This window comes from Microbacterium sp. MRS-1, assembly GCF_000585455.1.
GTDB classification, from domain to species: Bacteria; Actinomycetota; Actinomycetes; order Actinomycetales; family Microbacteriaceae; genus Microbacterium; species Microbacterium laevaniformans.
On record NZ_JAUF01000018.1, the window covers coordinates 36,211 to 59,603 of the forward strand.

The window sequence follows — 23,393 nt, forward strand, 5'->3', positions numbered from 1 at the left end:
AGGTGGCGCCGCGTACGCTGGAACCATGGCACGCATCCTCATCATCGGCGGACACGGCAAGGTGGCGCTGAAGGCCGAGCCGCTGCTCGCTCGGGCCGGCCACGAGGTCAGCGCGGTCATCCGCACCGCGGGCCACGTCGATGACGTGACGACGGCGGGTGCGCATCCCGTGGTGGCCGACGTTGCGAGTCTCGACCTCGCCCAGCTGACCGACCTCGTCCGCGGGTTCGACGTCGTCGTCTGGTCGGCGGGCGCCGGCGGCGGCGATGCGGCACGCACGTACGCCGTCGACCGCGACGCCGCGATCCGCACGATCGATGCCGCCCTGGCGGCGGGCGTCGACCGGTTCGTCATGGTGTCGTACTTCGGTGCCGGGCCCGACCACGGCGTCGACCCCGACAACGGCTTCTTCGCCTACGCCGAGGCGAAGGCCGCTGCCGATGCGCATCTGCGCGCCAGCGGCGTCGAGTACACGATCCTGGCGCCGTCGACCCTGACCGACGATGACCCCACCGGGATGATCGAGACCACTGCCCCGTCGGGCACCTCGGTGTCGCGCGCCGACGTCGCCGCGGTGCTCGCGGCCGCGGTCGACGAGCCGGCGACGCGAGGGCGCACCGTGAGCTTCAACACCGGCTCGACGCCGATCGCCGCCGCGCTGGCGGCCGCTTGACGCGCGGCGCGACGGCGCACGCCCCTACGCTGGAGGCATGAGCAAGAGCACTCTCTGGAGCATCGTCGGCGTGATCGTGGCGATCGCGATCGCCTGGGTGATCGTCAACGTCATCTTCAGCGTGCTGTGGTTCGTGGCGAAGCTCGTCGTGGTGCTGGTCGTCGCGGTGATCGTCTTCTTCGTGCTGCGGCGGCTGTTCGCCCGCAGCGACCGGTGAGTCAGCGCGCCCCTGCTAGCGTCGAAGGGCGCGGCCCGGGTGGGTGCGCGCGGATGCCGAGGGAGGCAACGTGACGGATCGCACCAGCTGGATCCTCGTCGACGGCGAGAACATCGATGCCACGCTCGGCGGATCGATCCTGGGCCGTCGCCCGCAGCCCGACGAGCGCCCCCGGTGGGATCGTCTGCTGAGCTTCATCGAGGAGCGCTGGCAGCAGCCGGTACGCGGCCTTTTCTTCCTCAACGCGTCGACGCATCTGCCCATGCCGTTCGTGCAGGCGCTGCTGGCGCTCGGCTACACCCCGGTGCCGCTGTCGGGTCCGGCCGACGCGAAGGTCGTCGACCTCGCCATCCAGCGGACGCTCCGGGCTCTCGAGGATCGCAGCGGCGACGTCGTCCTCGTCAGTCACGACCGCGACTTCGTCGACGACCTCGCATCCCTCGTCGACGATGACCGCCGCGTCGGGCTGATCGGGTTCCACGAGTTCCGCAGCAGCGAGTTCGCCGCCGTTCCCGGCATCGAGTTCTTCGATCTCGAGTACGACGTGCACGCCTTCGACGCCCAACTGCCGCGCGTGCGCGTCATCCCCATCGAGGAGTTCGACCCGGCCGAGTTCCTCGGCTGAGGACGCACGAACTCACGGCGCGAACACAGGTGAACGATATATCGTTCACTATCGCCGAGTGGTCGGCGCGATTTCGGGAGGCATCATGAACGGTTCATTCTCCGGTCCGGGCTTCGGCGGACGGGGGTTCGGCTCCGGCCCCTTCGCGGCTGGGTCGGCTGGCATGTGGGACGCGATGGAGAATCTCCGCGCATCCTTCGAGCAGCGCACCGGACCCCGCATGGGACGTGGCGACGTACGCGCCGCGGTGCTGGCCCTGCTCGCCGAGCAGCCGATGCACGGCTACCAGATCATCCAGGAGATCGAGCAGCGCAGCGACGGCGCCTGGAAGCCCAGCGCCGGCTCGGTGTACCCGACGCTGCAGATGCTCGCCGACGAGGGCCTGATCGTCGCCGAGGAGGCGAACGGCCGAAAGACGTATGCGCTCACCGACGCCGGTCGCGCCGAGGCAGAAGCCTCCGCGGACCGTCCGGCGCCCTGGGAGACACCGAGTCAGCGCGACGGCGGCCGCATGAGCGCGCTGCCGAAGGCCGGCTTCGCGCTCGCGCAGGCGGTCGGGCAGGTGGGGCGCACCGGCACGCCCGAGCAGGTGCAGAGCGCCGTCGAGATCCTCGACGAGGCCCGTCGCCGCGTGTACGCGCTGCTCGCACAGGGCTGATCGGCGGTGCAGTCCGGCTCACGCGCGCGGTACCGGCGCATCCTCCGCTTCGCCGCACTTTCGCTGGCGCAGACCTGGTGGTACGACCTGTTCCTGCCGCGCGTGGGCCTCGGGCGCCTCGCCGAGCGGTCGCGCAGCGCGCGGATGCAGCGCATCGCCCGCCGCTTCCACGCGCTCGCCGTCGACCTCGGCGGTCTCATGATCAAGGTCGGCCAGTTCATGTCCTCGCGCCTGGACGTGCTGCCGCCGGAGATCACGAAGGAGCTGGAGGGGCTGCAGGACGAGGTGCCGCCGGTGCCGTTCGCGGACATCCGTGCCGCCGCCGAGGCGCAGCTCGGGATGCCGCTGGAGCGCGCGTATGCCTGGTTCGACGAGACTCCTGTGGCCGCGGCATCCCTGGGGCAGGCGCACCGCGCCCGACTGACGCCGGCAGATGCGACGCTGAGCGGATTCGGCGCCGTCGTCGTGAAGGTGCAGCGCCCGGGGATCGACGAGATCGTCGACGTCGACCTGGCGGCGCTGCGCCGAGTCGCAGGGTGGCTGAGTCGCGTGCGGCTCGTCTCGGACCGCGTCGATGCGCCCGCGCTGGCCGAGGAGTTCGCCGCGACATCGCGCGAGGAGATCGACTACCTGCACGAAGCGCAGAACGCCGAGCGATTCGGCGCGGACGTGGCGGATGACCCCGCCGTCGCCGTGCCGGAGGTCGTCTGGGAGCGCTCGACGCGCAAGGTTCTGACGCTGCAGGATGTGACGGCGATCAAGATCTCCGACGTCGCGGGCCTGCGCGCGGCCGGCATCGATCCCGTGGAGGTGGCCGAGGTCTTCGCGACGACCATGTTCACGCAGCTGTTCCGCACGGGTTTCTTCCACGCCGATCCGCACCCGGGCAACGTCTTCGTGACGCCCCGCCCCGCCGGCGCGGATGCCGCGGCGCCGGCGTGGACACTGACCTTCATCGACTTCGGCATGATGGGCATCGTCGACGACCGGCTGCGCTCAGGGCTTCGTACCGTGCTGCTGGCCGTCGCGGCTCGCGACAGCAAGAGACTGGTGCAGGGCATTCTCGATGTCGGCGCGCTCTTGCCCGGCGCCGACACCCGCGAGCTCGAGCGTGCCTACGCGAAACTGTTCGCCCGCTTCGGCGGCATGGGATTCGCGCAACTGCGCGAGGTCGATCCCCGCGAGTTCCGCGACTTCGCGGAGGAGTTCGGCGATGTCGTGCGGAGCCTGCCGTTCCAGCTGCCGGAGAACTTCCTGCTGATCGTGCGCGCGATCTCGCTCACCTCGGGCGTCTGCAGCACGCTGGAGCCCGAGTACAACATCTGGGAGAGCATCGAGCCGTTCGCCGGTCAGGTGCTGCGTGATGAGGGCGGCAACGTCGTGAAGGACGCGCTCGCGCAGGTCGCGGAGGTCGCCACGACCGCGTGGCGTCTGCCCGGACGCCTCGACGGACTCATCACGGGTTTCGAGGAGGGCACGGTGTCGGTCGACCTGTCGCGCCTGGAACGCCGGCTCGACCGCCTGGAGCGGATCGCCCAGCGGGGACTCGCGGCGGTGGTCTTCGGCATCCTGCTCATCGGCGGCATCCTGCTGCGGGTGACCGACGAGGTCTTCGGTGTGGCGATGATGATCGCGTCGCTCGTCCCGCTCGTCGTCAGCCTCCTGCCGCGCGGTCGGCGCCGGCGCCGCTAGGACGCTCCGCCTGTTGCCGCGGTGAGAAGCGCATCGACGACGGCGTCGGTGACGTGCGGTGCGACGTGCAGGTTGAGGGCGGGCTCGACGAGCTCGACCTCCAGCAGCGCCAGGCCGTAGGCCCGCGAGCGCACGGTGTCGACGCGGGCGTAGAGGGGGAGCGGACCGCCGGTGACGGCCTGCACCGCCCGCACGACGGCGGTGGCGAAGGCGACCTCGTCGTCGTAGGCGGGTACCTGTTCGGGATGTTCCTCGTAGACGCCGCCGATGAGTCCGCCGCCCACTTCGAGCAGGGCGCCCTTGGAGATGGCGTGCGTGAACCGACCGTCGATGAGGTAGAGAGCCTTCTCCCACCCGCGGGACAGTTCGGGCACCTCGGGCTGGATCATCGCGGTATCGCCGGCCTCGATGATCCGTGTCGCCAGGTCGAGGGCCCGCTCGTCGTCGGCGTCGAAAAGGCCGGTGTCGCGCGCCCCCGCCGACACCGCCGGCTTCACGACGACGCGGTCGTGCGCGGCCAGCGCCGCGCGGACGTCGTCGACGCTGTCCGCATACGCGGTCGGTACCACGCGGATGCCGACGCCTTCGAGGTCGGCGAGGTAGTGCTTGTCGAGGTTCCAGCGCATCGTCGCCGGGGCGTTGACGACGCGGGTGGATGCCGCCGCGCGCTCGAGCCAGGCATGGAACTCATCGGGACGCTCGGGGTAATCCCACGGCGAGCGGATCGCGAGCAGATCGAAGGCGGCGAGATCGACGCTGTCGTCGTGCCAGACGACGGCCTCGGCCGCCGCGCCGCGAGCGCGGAGTGCATCCAGGAGCACCGGGGTGTCGTGGTCGGGGTCTTCGTCGGAGTAGAAGGCGGCGTCGGTGACGACGATGCCGATCCGCGGTGCAGGCGAGGTCACGAGAGACCACCCTACCGAGGGCGTTCTCCTTGACCGGGCCCCTCCCGGGCGGCAGGCTGGCGGGAACGAGCGTGTTGTTCATCACGCGGCATCCGATGACGATGCGCGGCGGATTCTCGGGCGCGCGGCCACCGGTGTCGTCGTGCCCTTCGTCGTCGCGACGATCGTGTCGCTGACGTGGCTCACCCTGGTCCCGGTGCCGGACCCCGGCGAGCCGTACGCGATCGCTTTCCCGTTCCCCTTCGCGTCCGGCGAGTTGCGTATGACCCCGTAGCGGCCGACGCGTCGTAGCCTGAACGGGTGCCCTCCGACTCCACCGCTTCCGCCGCCGGGGCACGCGCCGAGTTGGCCGCTCTGGCTCGCGATGGCCGGGACTGGGGAGCGCCACGGCAGAGACTGTCTGCAGCGTTCTCGCCGCGCGCCGCCGCGGTGCTGATTCTGTTCGGCGTGCTCGATGACGTACAGAGCGCACACGCGGCGCAGGATGCCGCGGTCTCGCGCGACCTCGACGTGCTGCTGCTGGAGCGTGCGACCACGCTCCGCGCTCATCCGGGACAGGTTGCGTTTCCCGGAGGACGCCTCGACCCCGCGGATGCCGGGCCCATCGCGGCCGCACTGCGCGAAGCCGAGGAGGAGACGGGGCTCGATCCGGCCGGCGTCGAGGTGCTGGGCGCGCTGCCGCCGGTGCCGTTGGAGTTCTCCGGGCACCTCGTCACGCCCGTGTTGGGGTGGTGGCGGCATCCGTCGCCCGTTCGTGTCGTCGACGATGCGGAGTCCGCTGCGGTGTTCCGCGCCCCGGTGGCCGACCTCCTCGACCCGCGCAGCCGTGGGGTGACCGTGATCGAGCGCGAAGGGCAGACGTGGCGCGGGCCCGCCTTCGAGGTACAGGGCCACCTCGTCTGGGGTTTCACCGCGATGGTGATCGACGCGCTGTTCGACCGGCTCGGCTGGACCGAGCCGTGGGACCTGGGCGCCCAGACCCGGCGCATACCGCTGCCGATCTAGGCTGCCGGGCGCCCTGTGCCCGCGGCGGCGCGGGTCCGAAACGGGGGCCAGATCTGTGGTTTGCGCGACGTCGTGAGCACCGTTTGCGACCCCGCGTTCCGTGTGGCTGCTGGGCGTTTCGCCAGCACGCCCGATGAACATGCTCGGTCCGTGGAGTTGGCGCGGACCGGCGTGTGACGATCGGCGAGCACGATCGGAGAAGGAACACATGGACGAACGTCGGCAGGCGCGCGACGCACTCTCGCGACGAACCCTCCTGACCGCGGGCGTGGGGTCTGCAGCGGCGCTGACGCTCTCGGCGTGCTCCGCGGGGAGCAAACGCCCTGCGCAGACGGTGACGCCGCTGGCCGCGAGGTTGGGGCTCGCTCTGGAGACGACGTGGAAGAAGGACGACACGGCCGCGCTTGCCGCGGCGCTGCGTACGACGACGGGGTGCACGCTCGTCGCCTGGGAGCACGAGCTGATCCCCGACATCCTGAGCCACCTCGGATCGATCGACCCGCCCCCGCCCGCCGCGTGGCCGGGGGATCGATTCGACCTGGTGTGGTGACTCAGCCCCGCGGATGCCGGGGCGTGGCGGTTCACGCAGGTGCCGCAGCTGCCGCTGGCCGGGGACCTTCTCGCGACCGCGTGAGCGACAACGGCCGTCGCGGCGGCTGATAGGATCGTCGACGGAAGTGTGTCCGAGCGGCCTAAGGAGCATGGCTGGAATCCATGTAGGCGGGGTAACTCGCCTCGCAGGTTCAAATCCTGTCACTTCCGCTCAGCCGAGAACCCCGTCCACGCGAAAGCCTGGGCGGGGTTCTCGCGTTACGGCGCTCCGTCGGGGCGGCGACGTTCGACCAGGATCGGTGTCGCGCCACTGACCCGCGACGACGCCGCGGTACACCGCGCGGGTCGAGACGGCGGATGCCGCGACCCATCCCGTGACGCCGCCGTCGGCGTCGACGGCGACCAACCGGCTGACGCCGAGCTGGCCGGTGTCGAAGGCCTCCCAGGTGGGCGGCTCAGCCTCGAAGCTGGCGTTTCCCGTGGCGAGGCCTTCGTGATAGATCCCCTCCACCTCCGGCCAATCTTCGGGCCGCATCGCGCGGATCGAGACCGCCTTCACGGGCGGAGAGCGTTCGCGGCCTGGTCGAGGGCATCGGTGACGACCCGGAAGTACGCCCAGCGCCCGCGCTGCTCACGCGTGGCGAGCCCGGCATCCACGAGAAGCTTCATGTGGTGGGACACGGTCGGCTGGGAGAGGCCGACCGGTGCGGTGAGATCGCAGATGCAGGCTTCACCGCCCGGCGATGCGGCGATCAGCGATAGCAGGCGCACCCGCGTGGGGTCGCCGAGCGCCTTGAAGGTGCGGGCGAGCATTTCTACCTCATCCGCCGTCAGTGCGTTCACGGGCGCGGTCGAGCTGCACCCGTCGGCGGTGTTCGTCAGGAGGGGCAGCAGCGTCGGCATCTTTCGATTGTGCACCTCGTATTGACATCTGTCGATGCATGCCGGAATCTTTACCCATCGACAGATGTCGATACGAAGGAGGAGTCCGGTGGATGACGCACTGCCCGTCGTCGTGATCGGCGCCGGACCCCAGGGCCTCGCCGCCGCCGCCCATCTCATCGAACGCGGGATGCCGGTCGTCGTGCTGGAGGCCGGTGCGACGCCCGCCGCCGCCGTGGCGGAGTGGGGCCATGTGCGGCTGTTCTCCGACTGGTCCGAGCTCGTCGATGCCGCCAGCGCTCGCGTCCTTGACGCGACGGGCTGGACACCGCCGCCGAGCGGCTACCCCACCGGCGTGCAGTGGATCGGTCGCTATCTCGCACCGCTGGCCGACGCACTCGGCGATCGTGTTCGTTACGGCGCGCGCGTCGTCGGCGTCTCGCGGTCGGGACGCGACCGCCTCGTCGATGCCGGTCGCGGCGATCAGCCCTTCACGGTGCACGTCCGACCGACCGGAGGCGACGACTACCGCCTCGCGGCACGCGCCGTCATCGACGCCTCCGGTACGTGGGAGACCCCCAACCCCGCGGGTGCGGACGGTCTGCCGGCTCTCGGCGAGCGCGCGGCGGCCGACCGGCTCAGCTACCGCATCCCCGATTTCCGAGATCGCTCCGGATTCGAGGGCAGACACACCGTCGTCGTCGGTTCCGGGCATTCCGCCCTCACCGCGGTCTTGGCCCTGGCACGGATGGCGCGCCGCGACCCGTCCACGACGGTGACCTGGGCGCTGCGTCGTGCGAGCGCGCGGAAGGCGTTCGGCGGGGGTGAAGCAGACGAGCTGCCCGCGCGCGGAGCCCTCGGCATCCGGGCGAAGGAGTTCGTGGATGCCGGTCTCGTCTCGCTCGTGACGGGGTTCCGCGTGGAACGAGTCACGGATGCCGGTGATGGCGTGGTCCTCGTGGCGGAGGACGGTCGTCACCTCGCTGCCGACAGGGCCGTCGTGCTCACCGGGTTCCGCCCCGACCTGTCGTTCCTGTCGGAGCTGCGTCTGGAGCTCGACTCCACCTTGCAGGCTCCCGTTCGCATCGCCGCCGAGGTGGATCCGAACGTGCACTCGTGCGGCTCGGTCGCCGCCACCGGCGCCGCCGACCTCGCCCACCCCGAACCGGGTTTCTTCATCGTCGGCGCGAAGTCGTACGGCCGCGCGCCGACCTTTCTCGCGCTCACCGGGTACGAGCAGGTGCGCAGCGTCGTGGCCGACGTGGCGGGCGATCACGAGGCCGCACGGCGTGTCGAGCTGGTCTTGCCCGATACTGGCGTGTGCGGCGGTGCCGGGCTCTTCGACGCCTCGGGCGCTTCACGTGGCGGCGCCTGCTGCGCACCGCCGCCTCAGACCGTCTCGATCATCCCGACCGCGCCCGCCCTCTCCTGACACCCGAACGAGGAATGCCATGATCGACTCCACCAAGCCCGCCGTCCTCTTCGTCTGCGTGCACAACGCCGGCCGCTCTCAGATGGCCGCCGGATACCTCCGTGCGCTCGCCGGCGACCGCATCGATGTGTTCTCGGCCGGCAGCGAGCCGGGCAACGCGGTAAACCCGGCAGCCGTGGCCGTGATGGCCGAAGAAGGCATCGACCTGTCCTCGGCCACCCCGCAGATTCTGACGACGGACGCCGTGCGCCAGGCCGACGTCGTCATCACGATGGGATGCGGGGATGCATGCCCCATCTTCCCTGGAAAGCGCTACGAGGATTGGCAGCTGACCGACCCGGCGGGCCAGCCCGTCGAGGTCGTCCGCGGGGTGCGTGACGACATCAAGGGGCGGGTGCAGGAACTCATCGCCAGCCTGAGCTGACCGGCTGCGGCTCGAGGGGAGCGGGAACCGAATCCCGACCGCCGGGAATGCACCGGTTATCGCCGCCGTTGGAGTGACGGGCGGTCCGCGCTCGCGTGTCACCCGCGTCATCGTGCGTCATCGTGACTCGCGAGTGCGCCGGACGCGACGTAACGTCGACACCCTGCGAAGTTCCACCCGGCATCCGCCGAAACAGGAGATATCCCCCCTCATGAGTTCCACCAGCACCACCGCGCCCGCCGCGCGTCCGCCCAAGCCGAAGAAGCCGTTCTACCGCTCGTTCGGCTTCCAGATCACGGTCGCGCTGATCGCCGGCATCCTGCTCGGCATCCTCGCCCTGAACCTCGGTCCGGATGCCGCGGGCAACCCCAACGGCCTGTCCGCGACCCTGTCGACCATCGGCTCGTCCTACGTGACGCTGCTGAAGGCTGCCGTCGTCCCGCTCATCTTCCTCGCGGTCGTGGCCAGCATCACGCAGCTGCGCAACGTGACCAACGCCGCGCGGCTGGCGGGTCAGACCCTGCTGTGGTTCGGGATCACGGCGCTCATCGCCGTGACCATCGGCATCGTCCTGGGCATCACGATCCAGCCCGGTAACCGCGTCGCCCACGACCAGCTCACGACCGGCGCCCCCTACACGGTCGGCACGTGGTGGAACTTCCTCAAGGGCCTCATTCCGCAGAACGTCCTGGGTCTGACCGTCTCGAGCTCCGCAAGCGACTCCGGTGCGATCACCTCGACGGTCGGATTCAACGTGCTCCAGGTCATCGTGGTCTCGGTCGCCGTCGGCATCGCCGCGCTCAAGGTCGGCAAGCGCGCCGAGCCGTTCGTCGCGTTCACGCAGTCGTCGCTGAAGATCGTGCAGCGAGTGCTCTGGTGGATCATCCGCATCGCGCCCCTCGGCACGCTCGGCCTCATCGCCTCGGCGGTCGTGCAGTACGGCACCGACAAGCTGCTCACGCTGGTCTGGTTCGTCGTGGCCGTCTACGTCGGGCTCGTGCTCGTGCTGTTCGTCGTCTACCCGATCCTCGTCAAGAGCCACGGCCTGTCGATCAAGCAGTACTTCTCCGGCGTCTGGCCGGCCGTGCAGCTCGGGTTCGTCTCGCGCTCCTCGATCGGCACACTCCCGCTGACCCAGCGCGTGACCGAGCGCAACCTCGGCGTGCCGCGCGAGTACGCCTCGTTCGCGGTGCCGCTGGGTGCGACGACCAAGATGGACGGCTGCGCCGCGATCTACCCGGCGATCGCCGCGATCTTCGTCGCCCAGTTCTTCGGCATCGAGCTGAACATCGTGTCGTACCTGCTGATCGCGCTCGTCTCGGTCGTGGGCTCGGCGGCCACGGCCGGCACCACCGGCGCGACGGTCATGCTCACGCTGACCCTCTCCACCCTCGGCCTGCCCCTGGAGGGTGTCGGTCTGCTCCTCGCGATCGACCCGATCCTCGACATGGGCCGCACCGCGGTCAACGTCGCAGGCCAGGCCCTGGTGCCCACGATCGTCGCGAAGCGCGAGGGCATCCTCGACCGCGAGCTGTACGACGCGCCGCGCGACGGCGAGCCGTTCGCCGACGACTCGGCCGACGACGCCGACGAGCAGGCCCCGGCGCTCGCGCGCAGCTGATGACTGATCGCGACGCGCCGGTTCAGGCCGGCGCGTCGCGATCGGCCAGGCCGGAGCCCGGCCGCACGACGAGCGACCACGGCAGCGCCAGCGTGCGCGCCCGCCGCGCCGCCGGCATCGCCGCGAGCATGGCGGATCGGATGCCGAGGGCGGCGCTCATCGCGGCGGCATCCGGGCCCGCGCCGGCCGCGTCCGCCGCGTAGTTCGCCCGCTCGACGGCGGCCACGAGCTGAGACATCGGCGTCGCGGGGGCGCCCCCGGCGCTGACGAGGAAGGCGCCGAAGGCGCGTGGCGAGCGCGACGACGGCACCGGCAAACCCGCGTCGATCGCGGTGTCCTGCACGAGGCGCCACGCGGCGGTCACCGTTCCGCGCCGGCGCAGCATGAGCCGCCGGAGCGCCCCCGCCACCCCCGGCAGTGCGGCGACCACGACGACGGCGCCGAGGATGCTCAGCAGCGGACGCAGATCGATCAGCGTCGGGCCCGAGCCTGCGGCATCCGTCTGCGCCCCCTGCTGCGGGTCGTTCACGTCGGCCGTCGGGGCGGTCGTGGCCGCGGAGGTCGCCTCCGGACGGGGCGACGTCGTCGGCGCCGTGGTCGCGGTCGAGGCGGCGCTGTCGAAGCGCGTCTCGGTGCCGAGGCCCTTGGTCGGCTCGAACGGGACCCATCCGATGCCGCGGAAGGACACCTCCGGCCACGCGTGCAGTTGGCGCCGCGTCACATCGATGACGCGCTGGCCGTCAACGACCTGGCCCGTGAACGAGCCGGGAAGGAACCCGACCACGATCCGGGTCGGCATGCCGAGGCTGCGAGCCATGAGGGCGAAGGCGCCCGCGAAGTGCACGCAATATCCTGTCTTGGCCTGGAGGAAGGCGGCCACGGCGTCGACGCCCTGCCCGTCGAAGCCCTCCTGCACGGGCGCGTCGAGCGAGTACGTGAACTCCGGACCGCGGAACCAGTCCTGCAGCGCGATGAGTTTGTCGTAGTCGGTGTCGGCCTGCGCGGTGACCTGACGGGCCAGCTGCGCGATGATCGGCGGGCTGCCGGCGGGGAGGGAGTCCACGTCGATGCTCACACCCGCGCCTCCCGCCGACGACGCGCGGATCTGCTCGAGCGTCGGCTGGGCGATGTCGGAGACGACGGTGTACTGCTGTCCCTGCGTCGCTCCGGCCGCGCCGGCGACGGTGCGGTTGTACGGGGCGAACTGCCACGCCCCGGTCAATCCGTCGACCTCGGTGGCCGGGTAGGGGACGGGCGCGTAGGCGGACGCGAGGTTCTTGATCGCGACGGTCGTGCGGGTCTGTACGACGGCGATGTTCGCCGAGAGCTCGACGGGCTCGAGCGGCGCTGCGCTCAGATCGACCGTGCTCGTGCGATCGGGCTGCCACACCGTGCCATCGAACAGCGACAGCGTCGCCACGCGCAGGTAGGGCACGCTGGTGCCGTCGGTGCGCAGGGTGAGCACCGTCGCGCCGTCCTGGCGACGCAGGTTTTTGCCGAGATCCAGCGACGGATCGATCATCGTGGAGGTACCGAACCCCGCGGCGGGAACCGACGCTTGCAGCGTGGGTCCGACCGCGAGCGCCGCGATGATCGCGACGGCGCCGATCGCGGTGGCGACGGCCGCGACGCCGCCGGCGCGCGCGGTGACGGCGCGTGGGGACGCGGCGGCGCTGGGTGTCTCGCGGGTGCGGGTCTCGGCGCGGATGAGCAGCAGCACGGATGCCGCGAGCACCACGAACGCCACGATGTCGACCCCGGCCGGCACGGCGATGGCGGGGATGAGCCAGACGGCGACCAGGGCGATGCTGGCCAGAAGCGGCATCCGCGCCGTGATGACGACGTGATCGAGGGCGACGGTCAGAAGCCCGAGCGATGCGACGATGAGGAACACGAGCGGCTGCGTCGGCGTCAGGGGAGCGACACCGTCCGTGATGAGAGCGGATGCCGTGGTGATCATCCGGGGCAGCGCCTCCACGACGCCGCCGGTCGGGATCACACCCAGAAGGGCGTTCGCCGGGAAGAAGACGGCGGTCACCGCGCCGGTCCACGCGGCGAGCTCGATGATCGTGACGACGATGACCGGCAGTCGCAGCCGGCGCAGTCCGTAGCCGAGCGCCAGCAGCGCGAACGGCAGGGCGATCGCGCCCCACAGCCACGAGCCGCTCTGCACGACGCGGGTGAGCGGAACGAGTGTGCTCAGGATGCCGAGCCACAGCGCCAGTGCGAGGCGCAGCTCTCCGTGGCGGCGCCGCTCACGAGGCGGCACGGTGCACGCTCCGGGTCTCGCGCGACGCCAGGGCGTCGCTCCAGGCGGCCGCGACGTCGCCGCCCGCGGTCAGCGCGCCGACGCGCCACCCGGTGTCGGCGGCGGCCGCCAGCACCTCCTGTGCCTCCGACACGAGGAGGAGGATCGGCATGGTGCTGTGGTGCGGCACGGGTGCGAGCGCGACGACATCCGCGGCCGCCAGGCCACCGGTCACGACGATCACGGGACCGGCCGCGATTCCCGTGAACAATCGGGCGAGCGCCTCGAGGGGGAGATCGCGCCGTGCGGTGATCGTGGCGAGGGCGACGGCGAGACGCTCGACGCCCGCCGTGTCGCCGCCCTCGATCGGGTCGCACAGTACGGCGCCGTCGGCGTCGATGACGGTGACGAGGTAGCCTTCGCGGACCAGTCGCGCCGTCGCCGAGACGCAGGCGGAGACCGCCGTCTCGAAGGCGGGGTCCGCGCCCGCGGCGCGCCCGGCGGCGGGCGACCAGCGCGCCGCGCCGCGATCGAGCACGACCACGGCTTCCGGGGTGGTCTCCTGCTCCTCCTGACGCACCATCAGCTCGTCGCGGTGGGCGCTGGCGCGCCAGTGGATGCGTCGCATCGAGTCGCCGGGCGCGTACGTGCGCGGGATGAGGTTGTCGGCGCCCTGGCCCATCCGATCGGTCACGCTGCGGGTGCTGCCCCCGGCGTCGCCGGGGAGGTCGTGCAGCTCGTCGAGATCGACGATCTCGGGCACGATCACCAGCGGCGAGGTGTCGCCGACCGTCCGGCGCCGCCGTGTGAAGCCGAACGGATCGGTCGTCACGAGTGCCAAGGGCCCCACGCGGCGAAGTCCACGGCGCTCGGCGCGCACGGCGTAGTCGACCTCGACCTGCGACGGGCCGGCGATCGCCGACCCGGTCGGCGGCAGCACGCCGTCCGGCGCGGCGCCGGCCGTGGATGCCGCGACCACGCCGTCGGGCACGGCGTCACGCCACCGCGCCTCGCTGGTGGGCAGAGAGGAACGGATCTCGACGGTGAGGCGCACCCGCACCTCGCTGCCGGCGGCGGCGACGTCGGGGGAGAAGGCGCGGGTCGCCCGCGCGGAGCTCGGGAGCAGGTACAGGGTGGCGGCGCTGACGACCACGGCTGCCGCCAACAGCGCGCCCACGTAGGCGAGCTCCGCGATGCCGAAGCGCTGGGCCAGCATGCCGCACGCCGCGGCGAGCACCAGTGCGCCCAGGCCGCGCAGGGTCAGCGGCAGGCGAGACAGCAGGGGCCAGCGGGGCATCGGGCGCTCTCGATCAGCGGGTCGCGAGCGGCACGCGCACCGCGCCGACGATCGCGCGCAGCACGGCGCCGATCGTCTCCGTGCTGGAGCGGCCTCGAGCCGACGCGGTGCCACGCGACGCGATCAGTCGATGAGCGAACACCGGCTCGACGAGCGCCGCCACGTCATCCGGAATGACGAACTCGCGTCCGTCCAGCGCCGCGCGCACCTTGGCGGCGCGCACGAGCTGCAAGGTCGCACGGGGGCTCGCCCCGAGGCGCAGGTCGGGGTGCTCGCGTGTCGCCCGCGACAGCCCGACGGCGTACTCTTCGACGGCGGGGGAGACGTGCACGGCGCGCACCCAGGCGATGAGGTCCCTGATGTCGCCGGCGCCGAGCACGGGAGTGAGCGCGTCGAGAGGGTTGATGCGCTCGCGCTGACGCAGCATCAGGACTTCGCTCTCGGCATCGGGGTAGCCCATGGAGATGCGCATCATGAAGCGGTCGCGCTGCGCCTCGGGCAGGGCATACGTGCCCTCCATCTCGAGCGGGTTCTGCGTCGCGACGACGAGGAACGGGTCGGCGAGCGGGTGGCTGGTGCCGTCGACGGTGACCTGATGCTCCTCCATCGCCTCCAGAAGAGCCGACTGCGTCTTCGGTGAGGCCCGGTTGATCTCGTCGGCGATGACGATCTGCGCGAAGACGGCACCTGGCTTGAACTCGAACTCGCGATCGACGGGGTTGTAGACACTCACGCCCGTCACATCGCCCGGGAGGAGGTCGGGCGTGAACTGGATGCGACGCACGCTCGCGTCGACGGATGCCGCGAGCGCCCGCGCCAGCATCGTTTTACCGACCCCGGGCACATCCTCGATGAGGAGGTGTCCTTCGGCGAGGAGGCAGACGAGCGCGGCGCGCACGGCATCCGGTTTGCCGTCGATGACGCGCGTGATCGAGGATTCGATGGCCTCGGCCGCGCGAGCGAACGATTCGGCGGTGAGCGGGTGGTCGGGCATGCGTCTCCCTGTCTCAGCGGCGGTGCTTGCTCGATGCTAACCCGGCTGGCGAGGGGGGAGCCCGTCGTCGGGTAAACTCGCATACAGCTCTCCGCGAGGCGGCACCCAGGCCAACTCCCCCAGGACGGAAACGTAGCAAGGGTAACCAGGCTCTGCCGGGTTCGCGGAGAGTCTTTCTTTTGCCCGGGGACTTTCCGCGCGTGCGTCGGCGTGCGCTACCCGTCCGGATCGCTGCTTGCGTCCCGGCGGAAGGTTTTCTCCGGCAGATCCCTGCCGGGCCGCAGCGCCCCCCACCTAGGCTGGAACCCGTGGCGCAGAGCATCTACATCACCTCCACCGAGGGGCTGTCCGGCAAATCGACCATCGTCCTCGGAGTGCTCGACGCACTGACCCGTTCCACTCCCCGAGTGGGCGTGTTCCGGGCCATCGCCCGTTCGATCGACGAACGCGACTACGTGCTCGAGATGCTCCTCGATCACATCGGAGTCGACCTCGACTACGAGGAGGCCGTGGGCGTCACCTACGACGACGTGCGACGAGACCCGGATGCCGCGCTCTCGCGCATCGTCGAGCGGTTCAAGGCCGTCGAGGCGAAGTGCGACGCGGTCGTCGTGGTCGGCAGCGACTTCACGGACGTCGGCTCGACCAGCGAGCTCGGCTACAACGCCCGCATCGCGGCGAACCTCGGCGCTCCCGTGCTGGTCGTGCTCAACGGTCGGGCAGACCAGGGCGACCGCCTCGGGGTGAGCGTTCCGCGCACGCCGCAGCAGCTGGCGCAGCTCACCGAACTCGCCCTCACCGACATCACGCACCAGCGCGCCGAGCTGTTCGCGGTCATCACCAACCGCGCCGACCCCGCGCACCTCGACGAGATCAACGCGGCGATCGGCGACGTCGTGCGCGGCGTGCCCGCGGTCGACGGCAATCGTGAGGCCGAGGTCGCGGTGTGGTCCATCCCCGAAGACGTGTTCCTCGTCGCCCCGGCCGTCCGCGACATCATGCTCGCCCTCGGCGGCACGCTTCTTCGTGGTGACGAGGCGCTGCTCGTGCGCGAAGTGCTGGACGTGGTCGTCGCGGGTATGTCGCTCAACAACATCCTCCCGCGCCTCACCGAGGGTGCCATCGTCATCGTGCCGGCCGATCGCACCGAGGTGCTGCTCGGACTGCTGCTGGCGAACTCGTCGGGCACCTTCCCCTCGATCGCGGGCATCATCCTCAACGGTCCGTTCCCGCTGCCACCGGCCGTGCAGGACCTCATGGTGGGGCTCGACTCGCCGCTTCCGATCATCCAGACCGACCTGGACACGTACGACACCGCCGTCCGGGTCATGAGCACCCGCGGCCGCCTCGCCGCCGGCTCGCAGCGCCGCTACGACACGGCGCTGGCCCTGTTCGAGCAGCACGTCGACACCGACGAGTTCACGCGTGCTCTGGGATTGGCCCATTCCACGGTGGTGACGCCGCTGATGTTCGAGTACCAGCTCCTGGAGCGTGCCCGTGCGGGCCGTAAGCGCATCGTGCTGCCCGAGGGCGGCGACGACCGCGTGCTGCGGGCGGCGGCGACCGTGCTCGCCCGCGGCATCGCCGACCTGACGATCCTCGGCGACGAGGCCGAGGTGCGCGGTCGCGCCGTCGAGCTCGGTCTCGACCTGAGCGCCGCGCAGGTGCTGAGCCCGTTCGACCCGCAGATCGTGCACCGTTTCGCCGAGGAGTACGCGGAGCTGCGCAAGCACAAGGGCATCACGTACGAGAAGGCGGCCGACACCATCACCGACGTGTCGTACTTCGGCACCATGATGGTGCACCTGGGTCTCGCCGACGGCATGGTCTCCGGCGCCGCCCACACCACGGCGCACACCATCCGGCCCGCGTTCGAGATCATCAAGACCCGTCCGGGCGTCTCAGTCGTCTCCAGCGTGTTCCTCATGGCGCTCGCCGACCGCGTGCTCGTGTACGGCGACTGCGCCGTGATCCCGGACCCCACCGCCGCACAGCTCTCCGACATCGCGATCTCGTCGGCCGCCACGGCGCGTCAGTTCGGCATCGAGCCCCGCATCGCGATGCTCTCGTACTCCACCGGCGAGTCCGGATCGGGCGAGGACGTCGACAAGGTGCGCGAGGCCACGGCCTTCGTTCGCGAGCGCGCGCCCGAGCTGCTCGTCGAAGGACCGATCCAGTACGACGCGGCGGCCGACGCCGCCGTCGCCAAGGCGAAGATGCCCGACTCCGCGGTCGCGGGCCGGGCGACGGTGTTCGTCTTCCCCGACCTCAACACCGGCAACAACACGTACAAGGCGGTGCAGCGCTCTGCCGGAGCGATCGCCATGGGACCGGTGCTCCAGGGACTCAACAAGCCCATCAACGACCTGTCGCGCGGCGCGCTGGTCGAAGACATCGTCAACACGATCGCCATCACCGCGATCCAGGCGCAGAACCAGCAGCAGGGAAACAACGCATGACCGTCGTCCTCGTCATCAACAGCGGCTCCTCGTCGTTCAAGTATCAGCTCGTCGACGTCGAGTCCCAGACGGCGCTCGCGTCGGGTCTCGTCGAGCGCATCGGCCAGGAGACCGGCTCGGCCCGCCACAAGGTGGGGGATGCCGATCACTCGCGCGAACTGCCGATCCCCGACCACGCCGCCGGCTTCCGCGTGATGCTCGACGCGTTCGAGGAGTACGGTCCGTCGCTGGTCGAGACCCCGCCGTCGGCGGTGGGGCACCGCGTCGTCCAGGGCGGCGCCCGTTTCTTCCGCCCGACGCTGATCGACGATCTGGTCGAGATCAACATCGACGAGCTGTCGGTGCTCGCCCCCCTGCACAACCCCGGGGCGCTGCAGGGCGTCCGCGCCGCGCGCGCCGCGTTCCCTGCCCTGCCGCACGTCGCCGTGTTCGACACGGCCTTCCACCAGACCCTCCCGCCGGCGGCGTACACCTATGCGATCGACCAGACGATCGCGCGCAAGCACCGCATCCGCCGCTACGGCTTCCACGGCACCAGTCACAAGTTCGTCAGCGAGGCCGCCGCGGCGTATGTGGAGCGGCCTCTGCGAGAGCTCAAGCAGCTCGTGCTGCACCTGGGCAACGGCGCCTCGATCACGGCGATCGACGGTGGGCACTCCGTCGACACCTCCATGGGACTCACGCCGCTGGAGGGCCTCGTCATGGGGACCCGCTCCGGCGACCTCGATCCGTCGGTGCTGCTCGTGCTGGCGCGCCGCGAGGAGATGAGCCCGGGCGAACTGGACGAGTTCCTCAACAAGCGCAGCGGCATGGTGGGCCTCGCCGGCGTGTCCGACATGCGCGACATCGAGGACCGCCGTGCCGAGGGCGCGGGGGCGGCGATGCTCGCCTTCGACGTCTACATCCACCGGCTGCGAGCCTACATCGGCGCCTACATCGCCCAGCTCGGCGGCGTGGATGTCATCTCGTTCACCGCCGGGGTGGGGGAGAACTCGCCGCTCGTGCGTGCGGAGGCGATGGCGACCCTGGGCTTCCTCGGCATCCGTCTCGATCCGGAGCGCAACGAGGCGCGCGAGCGCGGCATCCGCACCATCTCCGCCGACGACTCCTCGGTCACCGTCCTCGTGGTCCCCACGAACGAAGAGCTGGAGATCGCCCGGCAGACGCTCGCCGTCGTCGCATCGTGACGCGCGGGTCACACCCGGGCCACTACGCTGAACCCGTGACAGCCGAGCTTCCCGAGCTTCCCGACCTGCGCGCACTGAACGGCGTGCTCTTCGACCTGGACGGCGTGCTGACGCCGACGGCCGACGTGCACATGCACGCGTGGCAGTCGATGTTCACCGAGCTGTTCAGCTCGTGGGGGATCGAGCCGCCGTACACGGAGGACGACTACTTCCGCTACCTCGACGGAAAGCAGCGCTACGACGGCGTCGCGAGCCTCCTGCGCTCCCGTGACGTCGAGGTGCCGTGGGGCGACCCCTCCGATCCGACCACCGCCGACACGGTCTGCGGCATCGGCAACCGCAAAAACGAGGTGTTCGCGCGGGTGCTGCGCACCGACGGCATCGCCCCCTACCCGGGATCGCTCGCGCTGATCGAGCAGCTGCGCACCGCCGGCACTCCGATCGGTGTCGTGTCGAGTTCGAAGAACGCCGAAGAAGTGCTGACGATCGCCGGCATCCGCGACTATTTCCCGGTCGTCGTCGACGGGGTCGTCTCGGCGCGGGAGGGGCTGCGCTCCAAGCCCGCCCCCGACATGTTCGCCGCCGGGGCCCGCCTGCTCGGCGTCGACCCCGCCCGCAGCGCCGCCGTCGAAGACGCCCACTCCGGTGTCGCCTCGGCCGCGGCCGCCGGCTTCGGGCTCGTCGTCGGCGTCGACCGCGGTGCCGGAGCCCAGGCGCTGCTCGATCTCGGCGCGACGCTCGTCGTCGAGGACCTCTCGGCTTTCGTCACCCGATGACCGGCCCCTCCGACGAAAGGATGGACAGGATGGATCGCGACCGCTTCCCGATCGACCCGTGGCGCCTCGTGGAGACGCGCTTCTCGCTCGACGACGTCGGTGTCACCGAGACGCTGTTCGCCCTCGGCAACGGCTACCTCGGCCTCCGCGGCAATCAGCCCGAAGGCCGCCACGCGCACGAGCACGGCACCTTCATCAACGGCTTCCACGAGATCTTCCCGATCCGTCACGCGGAGCAGGCGTACGGTTTCGCCGAGGTCGGGCAGACGATCATCAACGCTCCGGACGCCAAGGTCATGCGCGTCTACGTCGACGATGAGCCCCTGTCGTTCGACGTCGCCGACGTCCGCGAGTACGAGCGCGCGTTGGACATGCGCGCGGGCACGCTCACGCGTCACGTCCGGTGGATGACGCCGAGCGGCAAGGACGTCGTGATCGACTTCGAGCGGATGGTCTCCTTCGAGGAGCGTCATCTCGCGGTCATGCGAGTCACCGTGACGGTGCTCAACAGCGACGCCCCGGTGACGGTGAGCTGCCAGATCGTCAACCGTCAGGACGGGCAAGACGTCTACGGCGGCTCGGCGCCCGGGGGCGCTGCGAAGAAGGGCTTCGACCCGCGCAAGGCGGAGAAGATCGAAGATCGCGTCCTGCACCCCGAGGAGTACTGGCAGGACGGCGACCGCGTCGCGCTGTCGTACCGGGTGAACGCGTCGGGGATGACGATGGCGGTCGTCGCCGACCACGTCGTCGACACCGAGAACGAGTACTCGTCCCGCACGCTCATCGAACCCGACATCGCGAAGAACGTGTATCGCGTGCAGGCGAAGGCGGGCGTGCCGGTGACGGTCACGAAGCTCGTCAGCTACCACACGTCGCGCGGCGTCCCCGCGCGCGAGCTCGTCGATCGGGGTCGCCGCGCGCTCGATCGTGTGGGTGCCGAGGGCGTCTCTCGGCAGTTCGAGCGCCAGCGGGCCTGGATGGACGCGTTCTGGGACCGTTCCGACGTCGCCATCGGCGGTCACGACGACCTGCAGCAGGCGACACGCTGGTGTCTGTTCCAGCTCGCGCAGGCAGCGGCCCGCGCCGACGGCCAGGGCGTTCCCGCCAAGGGCGTGTCGGGCTCGGGGTATAGCGGTCACTACTTCTGGGACACCGAGATCTACGTGCTCCCGTTCCTCATGTACACGACCCCGCTCTGGGCTCGCAACGCGCTGCGGATGCGCTACCTCATGCTGCCGGCCGCGCGTCGTCGGGCCGCTCAGCTCAACGAGGCGGGGGCCCTCTTCCCGTGGCGCACGATCAGCGGTGAAGAGGCGTCGGCCTACTACGCCGCCGGTACCGCGCAGTACCACATCAACGCCGACGTTAGCTTCGCGCTCGCCAAGTACGTGCGTGCCACGGGCGACGACGAGTTCCTGTACCGCGAGGGCGTGGACATCGCCGTCGAGACGGCGCGGCTCTGGGCCACGCTCGGGTTCTGGCGCTTCACCGAGGACGGCCAGCCCGAGGTGTTCCACATCCACGGCGTCACCGGTCCCGACGAGTACACGACGGTCGTCAACGACAACCTGTTCACGAACGTGATGGCGCGCTTCAACCTGCGTTTCGCGGCGCGTATCGTGCGTGAGATGGCGCAGGATGCGCCGGAGCACTACGCGCAGATGGTGGAGCGGCTCTCGTTCGACCCGGCGGAGGCCGACGCGTGGGATGCCGCCGCGGAAGCGATGCACATCCCGTACAGCGAGGGCCTCGGCATCCATCCTCAGGACGAGGTGTTCCTCGAGCGTGAGGTGTGGGATCTGGAGAACACGCCGCCGGAGCAGCGCCCGCTCCTGCTGCACTTCCACCCGCTGGTGATCTACCGCTATCAAGTGCTCAAGCAGGCCGATGTCGTGCTGGCGCTGTACCTGCAGGGCAATCACTTCACCGACGAGGAGAAGCTGGCCGATTTCGAGTACTACGACCCGCTGACGACGGGAGATTCGACGCTGTCGGCGGTCGTCCAGGCGATCCTTGCGGCAGAGGTCGGGTACCAGGATCTGGCTCTGGAGTACTTCTCGCAGTCGATCTTCGTCGACCTCGGCGACCTGCACCACAACGCGTCCGACGGGGTGCACGTGGCCTCCGCCGGCGGTGTCTGGACCGCGCTCGTCGCCGGCTTCGGCGGCATGCGGGATCACTACGGCGAGCTGAGCTTCGATCCGCGCCTGCCCAAGGCCTGGCCGTCACTGTCGTTCACCCTGCACTGGCAGGGCACGCCGCTGAAGATCGAGATCACCGCGGAGCAGCTGCGCGTGGATGCCGGTGCCGGCGAGCCGGTCTCCTTCTCGGTGCGCGGCGAGACGTTCGTCGTCGGAGCGGAGTCGACGCTGACGGTGCCGCTGCGCGGTCAGGGGCCCGAGCTGTCGGGTCGTCCCACGATCAGCGACATCGGCGACGCCCTGCGCGAGGACGGCACGTTGCTATCGGCTTCCGTGCCGACGATGACGACCTCGATTCCGGTGATCACCGGCAGCATCCCGATCGTCGGGGCGATGCCGGGTGACGACGCGAACCTCGGCATCGACTCCTGAGTCCCGTCACGCCGTCGCGGAGGCGACGGTGCGCGACACCGATGGGCCCGCACCAGGGCTGCGGTGCGCATCCGTCTCGGCGGCGATGGCGCGCGCCGCGTCGCGCCCGGCGCGGTTGGCGCCCACCGTGGACTGCGAAGGTCCGTAGCCGATGAGGAACAGGCGCGGCTCGTCGATCGCGCGACGGTTCGCCACGCGTACGCCGCCGGCTGCGGTACGCAGTCCCAGCGGGGAGAGGTGGGCGATGTCGGCGCGAAAACCCGTCGCCCAGAGGATCACATCGGCGGGTTCGAACGTGCCGTCCGGCATCCGGACGCCGTGCTCTTCGATGCGATCGAACATCGGATGCCGCACCAGCACTCCCCGCTCGTGGGCGGCTCGCGCCCACGGCGTCCAGTGCTGCCCCGTCACCGAGATGACGCTCCCTGGGGGGTCGCCGCGACGCACGCGCTCCTCGACACCCGCGATCGCCGCCACCCGGGCGGCGGTGTCGAACTGCGCGGCATCCCAGGTCACGTCCTTCCGCGTCACCCAGAACGTGTCGGTGACGCGGGAGATCTCCTCCAGCAGCTGCACGGCCGAGATCCCCGCGCCGACGATGACGACGCGCTGCCCGACGAACTCGTCCGCCGAGGCGTAGTCGTGGACATGCAGCTGTCGGCCGGCGAAGTCCTCCTGGCCGGGGTAGTGGGGCCAGAAGGGGCGTCGCCACGTGCCGGTCGCGTTGATGACGTACCGCGCGAACCACACGCCGTGGTCGGTCTCGATGCGCAGGAGACCGTTCGGGTCGTCGTCGACACGGCGAACCGCGCGCACGATCACCGGACGGTGCACGCGCAGATCGAAGCGACGCTCGTAGTCCGCGAAGTACGCGGGCAGCACGCCCGCGCTCGGCGCCATCGGATCGGCGGGCGGCACGGGTGCGCCCGGAAGCTCGTAGATGCCGTTGACCGTTCCCATCCGCAGTGACCGCCAGCGATGCTGCCACGCCCCGCCGGGGGCGGCGTCGGCGTCGAGCACCGCGAAGGTGCGGGCGCTGCCGTCGCCCGGGGCGGGGACGAAGCCGCGGCGGCGCAGGTGAAAGGCGGCCGACAAGCCGGCTTGGCCGGCACCGATGACGAGGACGTCCACCGTCTCGTCGGGGGAGTCGTTGGTCATGCCCCCTTCAACGCG

The 23,393-nt window shown here is 70.6% G+C and carries 22 protein-coding genes, 1 tRNA gene and 1 other RNA gene; 17 read left to right on the forward strand and 7 right to left on the reverse strand.

Going from position 1 to position 23,393, the window contains the following annotated elements:
• Nucleotides 1–25 precede the first annotated feature (25 nt).
• From AS96_RS04710 to AS96_RS04730, 5 genes are all read left to right on the forward strand, one after another.
• Nucleotides 26–673 carry an NAD(P)H-binding protein gene (locus AS96_RS04710; RefSeq protein ID WP_036286222.1) on the forward strand — a complete coding sequence of 216 codons (648 nt, stop codon included), beginning with the start codon at nucleotides 26–28 and terminating at the stop codon, nucleotides 671–673.
• A gap of 37 nt (nucleotides 674–710) precedes the next feature.
• Nucleotides 711–890: a hypothetical protein gene (locus AS96_RS04715; RefSeq protein ID WP_036286225.1), complete on the forward strand. Its 180-nt coding sequence runs from the start codon at nucleotides 711–713 to the stop codon at nucleotides 888–890.
• A 70-nt stretch (nucleotides 891–960) separates the two neighbouring features.
• Nucleotides 961–1,515, forward strand: coding sequence for an NYN domain-containing protein (locus AS96_RS04720; RefSeq protein WP_036286430.1), 555 nt, complete (start codon nucleotides 961–963; stop codon nucleotides 1,513–1,515).
• Nucleotides 1,516–1,600: 85 nt separating this feature from the next.
• On the forward strand, nucleotides 1,601–2,173 hold the full coding sequence (locus AS96_RS04725; protein ID WP_036286431.1) for a PadR family transcriptional regulator: 573 nt from the start codon (nucleotides 1,601–1,603) through the stop codon (nucleotides 2,171–2,173).
• Between the two features lie 6 nt (nucleotides 2,174–2,179).
• Nucleotides 2,180–3,865: an ABC1 kinase family protein gene (locus AS96_RS04730; RefSeq protein WP_036286228.1), complete on the forward strand. Its 1,686-nt coding sequence runs from the start codon at nucleotides 2,180–2,182 to the stop codon at nucleotides 3,863–3,865.
• Here AS96_RS04730 and AS96_RS04735 read toward each other — a convergent pair.
• Nucleotides 3,862–4,770, reverse strand: coding sequence for an ATP-grasp domain-containing protein (locus tag AS96_RS04735; RefSeq protein WP_036286231.1), 909 nt, complete (start codon nucleotides 4,768–4,770; stop codon nucleotides 3,862–3,864). The two genes, AS96_RS04730 and AS96_RS04735, sit on opposite strands and share 4 nt — an antisense overlap.
• A gap of 142 nt (nucleotides 4,771–4,912) precedes the next feature.
• Here AS96_RS04735 and AS96_RS15900 point away from each other — a divergent pair, with 142 nt between their 5' ends.
• The 4 genes from AS96_RS15900 (at nucleotide 4,913) to AS96_RS04755 (ending at nucleotide 6,537) form a co-directional block, all read left to right on the forward strand.
• On the forward strand, nucleotides 4,913–5,044 hold the full coding sequence (locus tag AS96_RS15900) for a hypothetical protein (protein ID WP_269319595.1): 132 nt from the start codon (nucleotides 4,913–4,915) through the stop codon (nucleotides 5,042–5,044).
• 26 nt (nucleotides 5,045–5,070) lie between these two features.
• On the forward strand, nucleotides 5,071–5,775 hold the full coding sequence (locus AS96_RS04745; RefSeq protein ID WP_036286237.1) for an NUDIX hydrolase: 705 nt from the start codon (nucleotides 5,071–5,073) through the stop codon (nucleotides 5,773–5,775).
• Between the two features lie 208 nt (nucleotides 5,776–5,983).
• Nucleotides 5,984–6,325, forward strand: a complete 342-nt coding sequence (locus tag AS96_RS04750; protein ID WP_051498752.1) for a hypothetical protein — start codon at nucleotides 5,984–5,986, stop codon at nucleotides 6,323–6,325.
• 123 nt (nucleotides 6,326–6,448) lie between these two features.
• A tRNA-Ser gene (locus tag AS96_RS04755) sits at nucleotides 6,449–6,537 on the forward strand.
• A 1-nt stretch (nucleotide 6,538) separates the two neighbouring features.
• On the opposite strand, the gene AS96_RS04760 is transcribed toward AS96_RS04755, so the two are convergent.
• Together AS96_RS04760 and AS96_RS04765 are read right to left on the reverse strand one after the other, a co-directional pair.
• Nucleotides 6,539–6,886: a GNAT family N-acetyltransferase gene (locus AS96_RS04760; RefSeq protein ID WP_231477113.1), complete on the reverse strand. Its 348-nt coding sequence runs from the start codon at nucleotides 6,884–6,886 to the stop codon at nucleotides 6,539–6,541.
• Nucleotides 6,883–7,230, reverse strand: a complete 348-nt coding sequence (locus AS96_RS04765; RefSeq protein ID WP_036286238.1) for an ArsR/SmtB family transcription factor — start codon at nucleotides 7,228–7,230, stop codon at nucleotides 6,883–6,885. Before AS96_RS04765 ends, AS96_RS04760 begins: the two co-directional genes overlap by 4 nt.
• An 88-nt stretch (nucleotides 7,231–7,318) precedes the next feature.
• Between AS96_RS04765 and AS96_RS04770 the strand changes: the two genes are divergently transcribed.
• The 3 genes from AS96_RS04770 to AS96_RS04780 all read left to right on the forward strand — a co-directional run bounded on the left by AS96_RS04770 (nucleotide 7,319) and on the right by AS96_RS04780 (nucleotide 10,686).
• The gene (locus tag AS96_RS04770; protein WP_036286239.1) at nucleotides 7,319–8,641 is read left to right on the forward strand and encodes an NAD(P)-binding domain-containing protein; all 1,323 of its coding nucleotides are present in this window, start codon (nucleotides 7,319–7,321) and stop codon (nucleotides 8,639–8,641) included.
• 19 nt (nucleotides 8,642–8,660) lie between these two features.
• Complete coding sequence (locus AS96_RS04775; protein WP_036286240.1) at nucleotides 8,661–9,065, forward strand: arsenate reductase ArsC; 405 nt, start codon at nucleotides 8,661–8,663, stop codon at nucleotides 9,063–9,065.
• Between the two features lie 211 nt (nucleotides 9,066–9,276).
• Complete coding sequence (locus AS96_RS04780) at nucleotides 9,277–10,686, forward strand: dicarboxylate/amino acid:cation symporter (RefSeq protein WP_036286241.1); 1,410 nt, start codon at nucleotides 9,277–9,279, stop codon at nucleotides 10,684–10,686.
• Between the two features lie 22 nt (nucleotides 10,687–10,708).
• Here the strand turns inward: AS96_RS04780 and AS96_RS04785 are convergent, their stop codons facing one another.
• The 3 genes from AS96_RS04785 to AS96_RS04795 are packed head-to-tail and all read right to left on the reverse strand — an operon-like array spanning nucleotide 10,709 to nucleotide 15,225.
• On the reverse strand, nucleotides 10,709–12,955 hold the full coding sequence (locus AS96_RS04785) for a transglutaminase family protein (RefSeq protein ID WP_036286243.1): 2,247 nt from the start codon (nucleotides 12,953–12,955) through the stop codon (nucleotides 10,709–10,711).
• Nucleotides 12,942–14,231, reverse strand: coding sequence for a DUF58 domain-containing protein (locus AS96_RS04790; RefSeq protein WP_036286245.1), 1,290 nt, complete (start codon nucleotides 14,229–14,231; stop codon nucleotides 12,942–12,944). Before AS96_RS04790 ends, AS96_RS04785 begins: the two co-directional genes overlap by 14 nt.
• A 13-nt stretch (nucleotides 14,232–14,244) precedes the next feature.
• The gene (locus AS96_RS04795; protein WP_036286246.1) at nucleotides 14,245–15,225 is read right to left on the reverse strand and encodes an AAA family ATPase; all 981 of its coding nucleotides are present in this window, start codon (nucleotides 15,223–15,225) and stop codon (nucleotides 14,245–14,247) included.
• 82 nt (nucleotides 15,226–15,307) lie between these two features.
• Between AS96_RS04795 and ffs the strand changes: the two genes are divergently transcribed.
• From ffs to AS96_RS04815, 5 genes are all read left to right on the forward strand, one after another.
• Nucleotides 15,308–15,404, forward strand: an RNA gene (gene ffs / locus AS96_RS14885) — signal recognition particle sRNA small type.
• 129 nt (nucleotides 15,405–15,533) lie between these two features.
• On the forward strand, nucleotides 15,534–17,684 hold the full coding sequence (gene pta / locus AS96_RS04800) for a phosphate acetyltransferase (RefSeq protein WP_036286247.1): 2,151 nt from the start codon (nucleotides 15,534–15,536) through the stop codon (nucleotides 17,682–17,684).
• On the forward strand, nucleotides 17,681–18,871 hold the full coding sequence (locus AS96_RS04805; RefSeq protein WP_036286248.1) for an acetate/propionate family kinase: 1,191 nt from the start codon (nucleotides 17,681–17,683) through the stop codon (nucleotides 18,869–18,871). The genes pta and AS96_RS04805 overlap by 4 nt, the downstream gene beginning before the upstream one ends.
• A 35-nt stretch (nucleotides 18,872–18,906) precedes the next feature.
• Complete coding sequence (locus tag AS96_RS04810; protein WP_036286249.1) at nucleotides 18,907–19,647, forward strand: HAD family hydrolase; 741 nt, start codon at nucleotides 18,907–18,909, stop codon at nucleotides 19,645–19,647.
• A 29-nt stretch (nucleotides 19,648–19,676) separates the two neighbouring features.
• Nucleotides 19,677–22,220 carry a glycoside hydrolase family 65 protein gene (locus AS96_RS04815; RefSeq protein ID WP_036286250.1) on the forward strand — a complete coding sequence of 848 codons (2,544 nt, stop codon included), beginning with the start codon at nucleotides 19,677–19,679 and terminating at the stop codon, nucleotides 22,218–22,220.
• 6 nt (nucleotides 22,221–22,226) lie between these two features.
• On the opposite strand, the gene AS96_RS04820 is transcribed toward AS96_RS04815, so the two are convergent.
• The gene (locus AS96_RS04820) at nucleotides 22,227–23,378 is read right to left on the reverse strand and encodes an NAD(P)-binding domain-containing protein (RefSeq protein ID WP_036286251.1); all 1,152 of its coding nucleotides are present in this window, start codon (nucleotides 23,376–23,378) and stop codon (nucleotides 22,227–22,229) included.
• Between the last annotated feature and the right edge of the window lie 15 nt (nucleotides 23,379–23,393).

Bases quoted from the DNA above. Each gene is read 5' to 3' on its own strand.
- AS96_RS04765 (WP_036286238.1), bottom strand. From the start codon at position 7,230: ATGCCGACGCTGCTGCCCCTCCTGACGAACACCGCCGACGGGTGCAGC.
- AS96_RS04715 (WP_036286225.1), top strand. From the start codon at position 711: ATGAGCAAGAGCACTCTCTGGAGCATCGTCGGCGTGATCGTGGCGATC.
- AS96_RS04780 (WP_036286241.1), top strand. From the start codon at position 9,277: ATGAGTTCCACCAGCACCACCGCGCCCGCCGCGCGTCCGCCCAAGCCG.
- AS96_RS04815 (WP_036286250.1), top strand. From the start codon at position 19,677: ATGGATCGCGACCGCTTCCCGATCGACCCGTGGCGCCTCGTGGAGACG.
- AS96_RS04775 (WP_036286240.1), top strand. From the start codon at position 8,661: ATGATCGACTCCACCAAGCCCGCCGTCCTCTTCGTCTGCGTGCACAAC.
- AS96_RS04710 (WP_036286222.1), top strand. From the start codon at position 26: ATGGCACGCATCCTCATCATCGGCGGACACGGCAAGGTGGCGCTGAAG.
- AS96_RS04750 (WP_051498752.1), top strand. From the start codon at position 5,984: ATGGACGAACGTCGGCAGGCGCGCGACGCACTCTCGCGACGAACCCTC.
- AS96_RS04725 (WP_036286431.1), top strand. From the start codon at position 1,601: ATGAACGGTTCATTCTCCGGTCCGGGCTTCGGCGGACGGGGGTTCGGC.
- AS96_RS04795 (WP_036286246.1), bottom strand. From the start codon at position 15,225: ATGCCCGACCACCCGCTCACCGCCGAATCGTTCGCTCGCGCGGCCGAG.
- AS96_RS04820 (WP_036286251.1), bottom strand. From the start codon at position 23,378: ATGACCAACGACTCCCCCGACGAGACGGTGGACGTCCTCGTCATCGGT.
- AS96_RS04805 (WP_036286248.1), top strand. From the start codon at position 17,681: ATGACCGTCGTCCTCGTCATCAACAGCGGCTCCTCGTCGTTCAAGTAT.
- AS96_RS04790 (WP_036286245.1), bottom strand. From the start codon at position 14,231: ATGCCCCGCTGGCCCCTGCTGTCTCGCCTGCCGCTGACCCTGCGCGGC.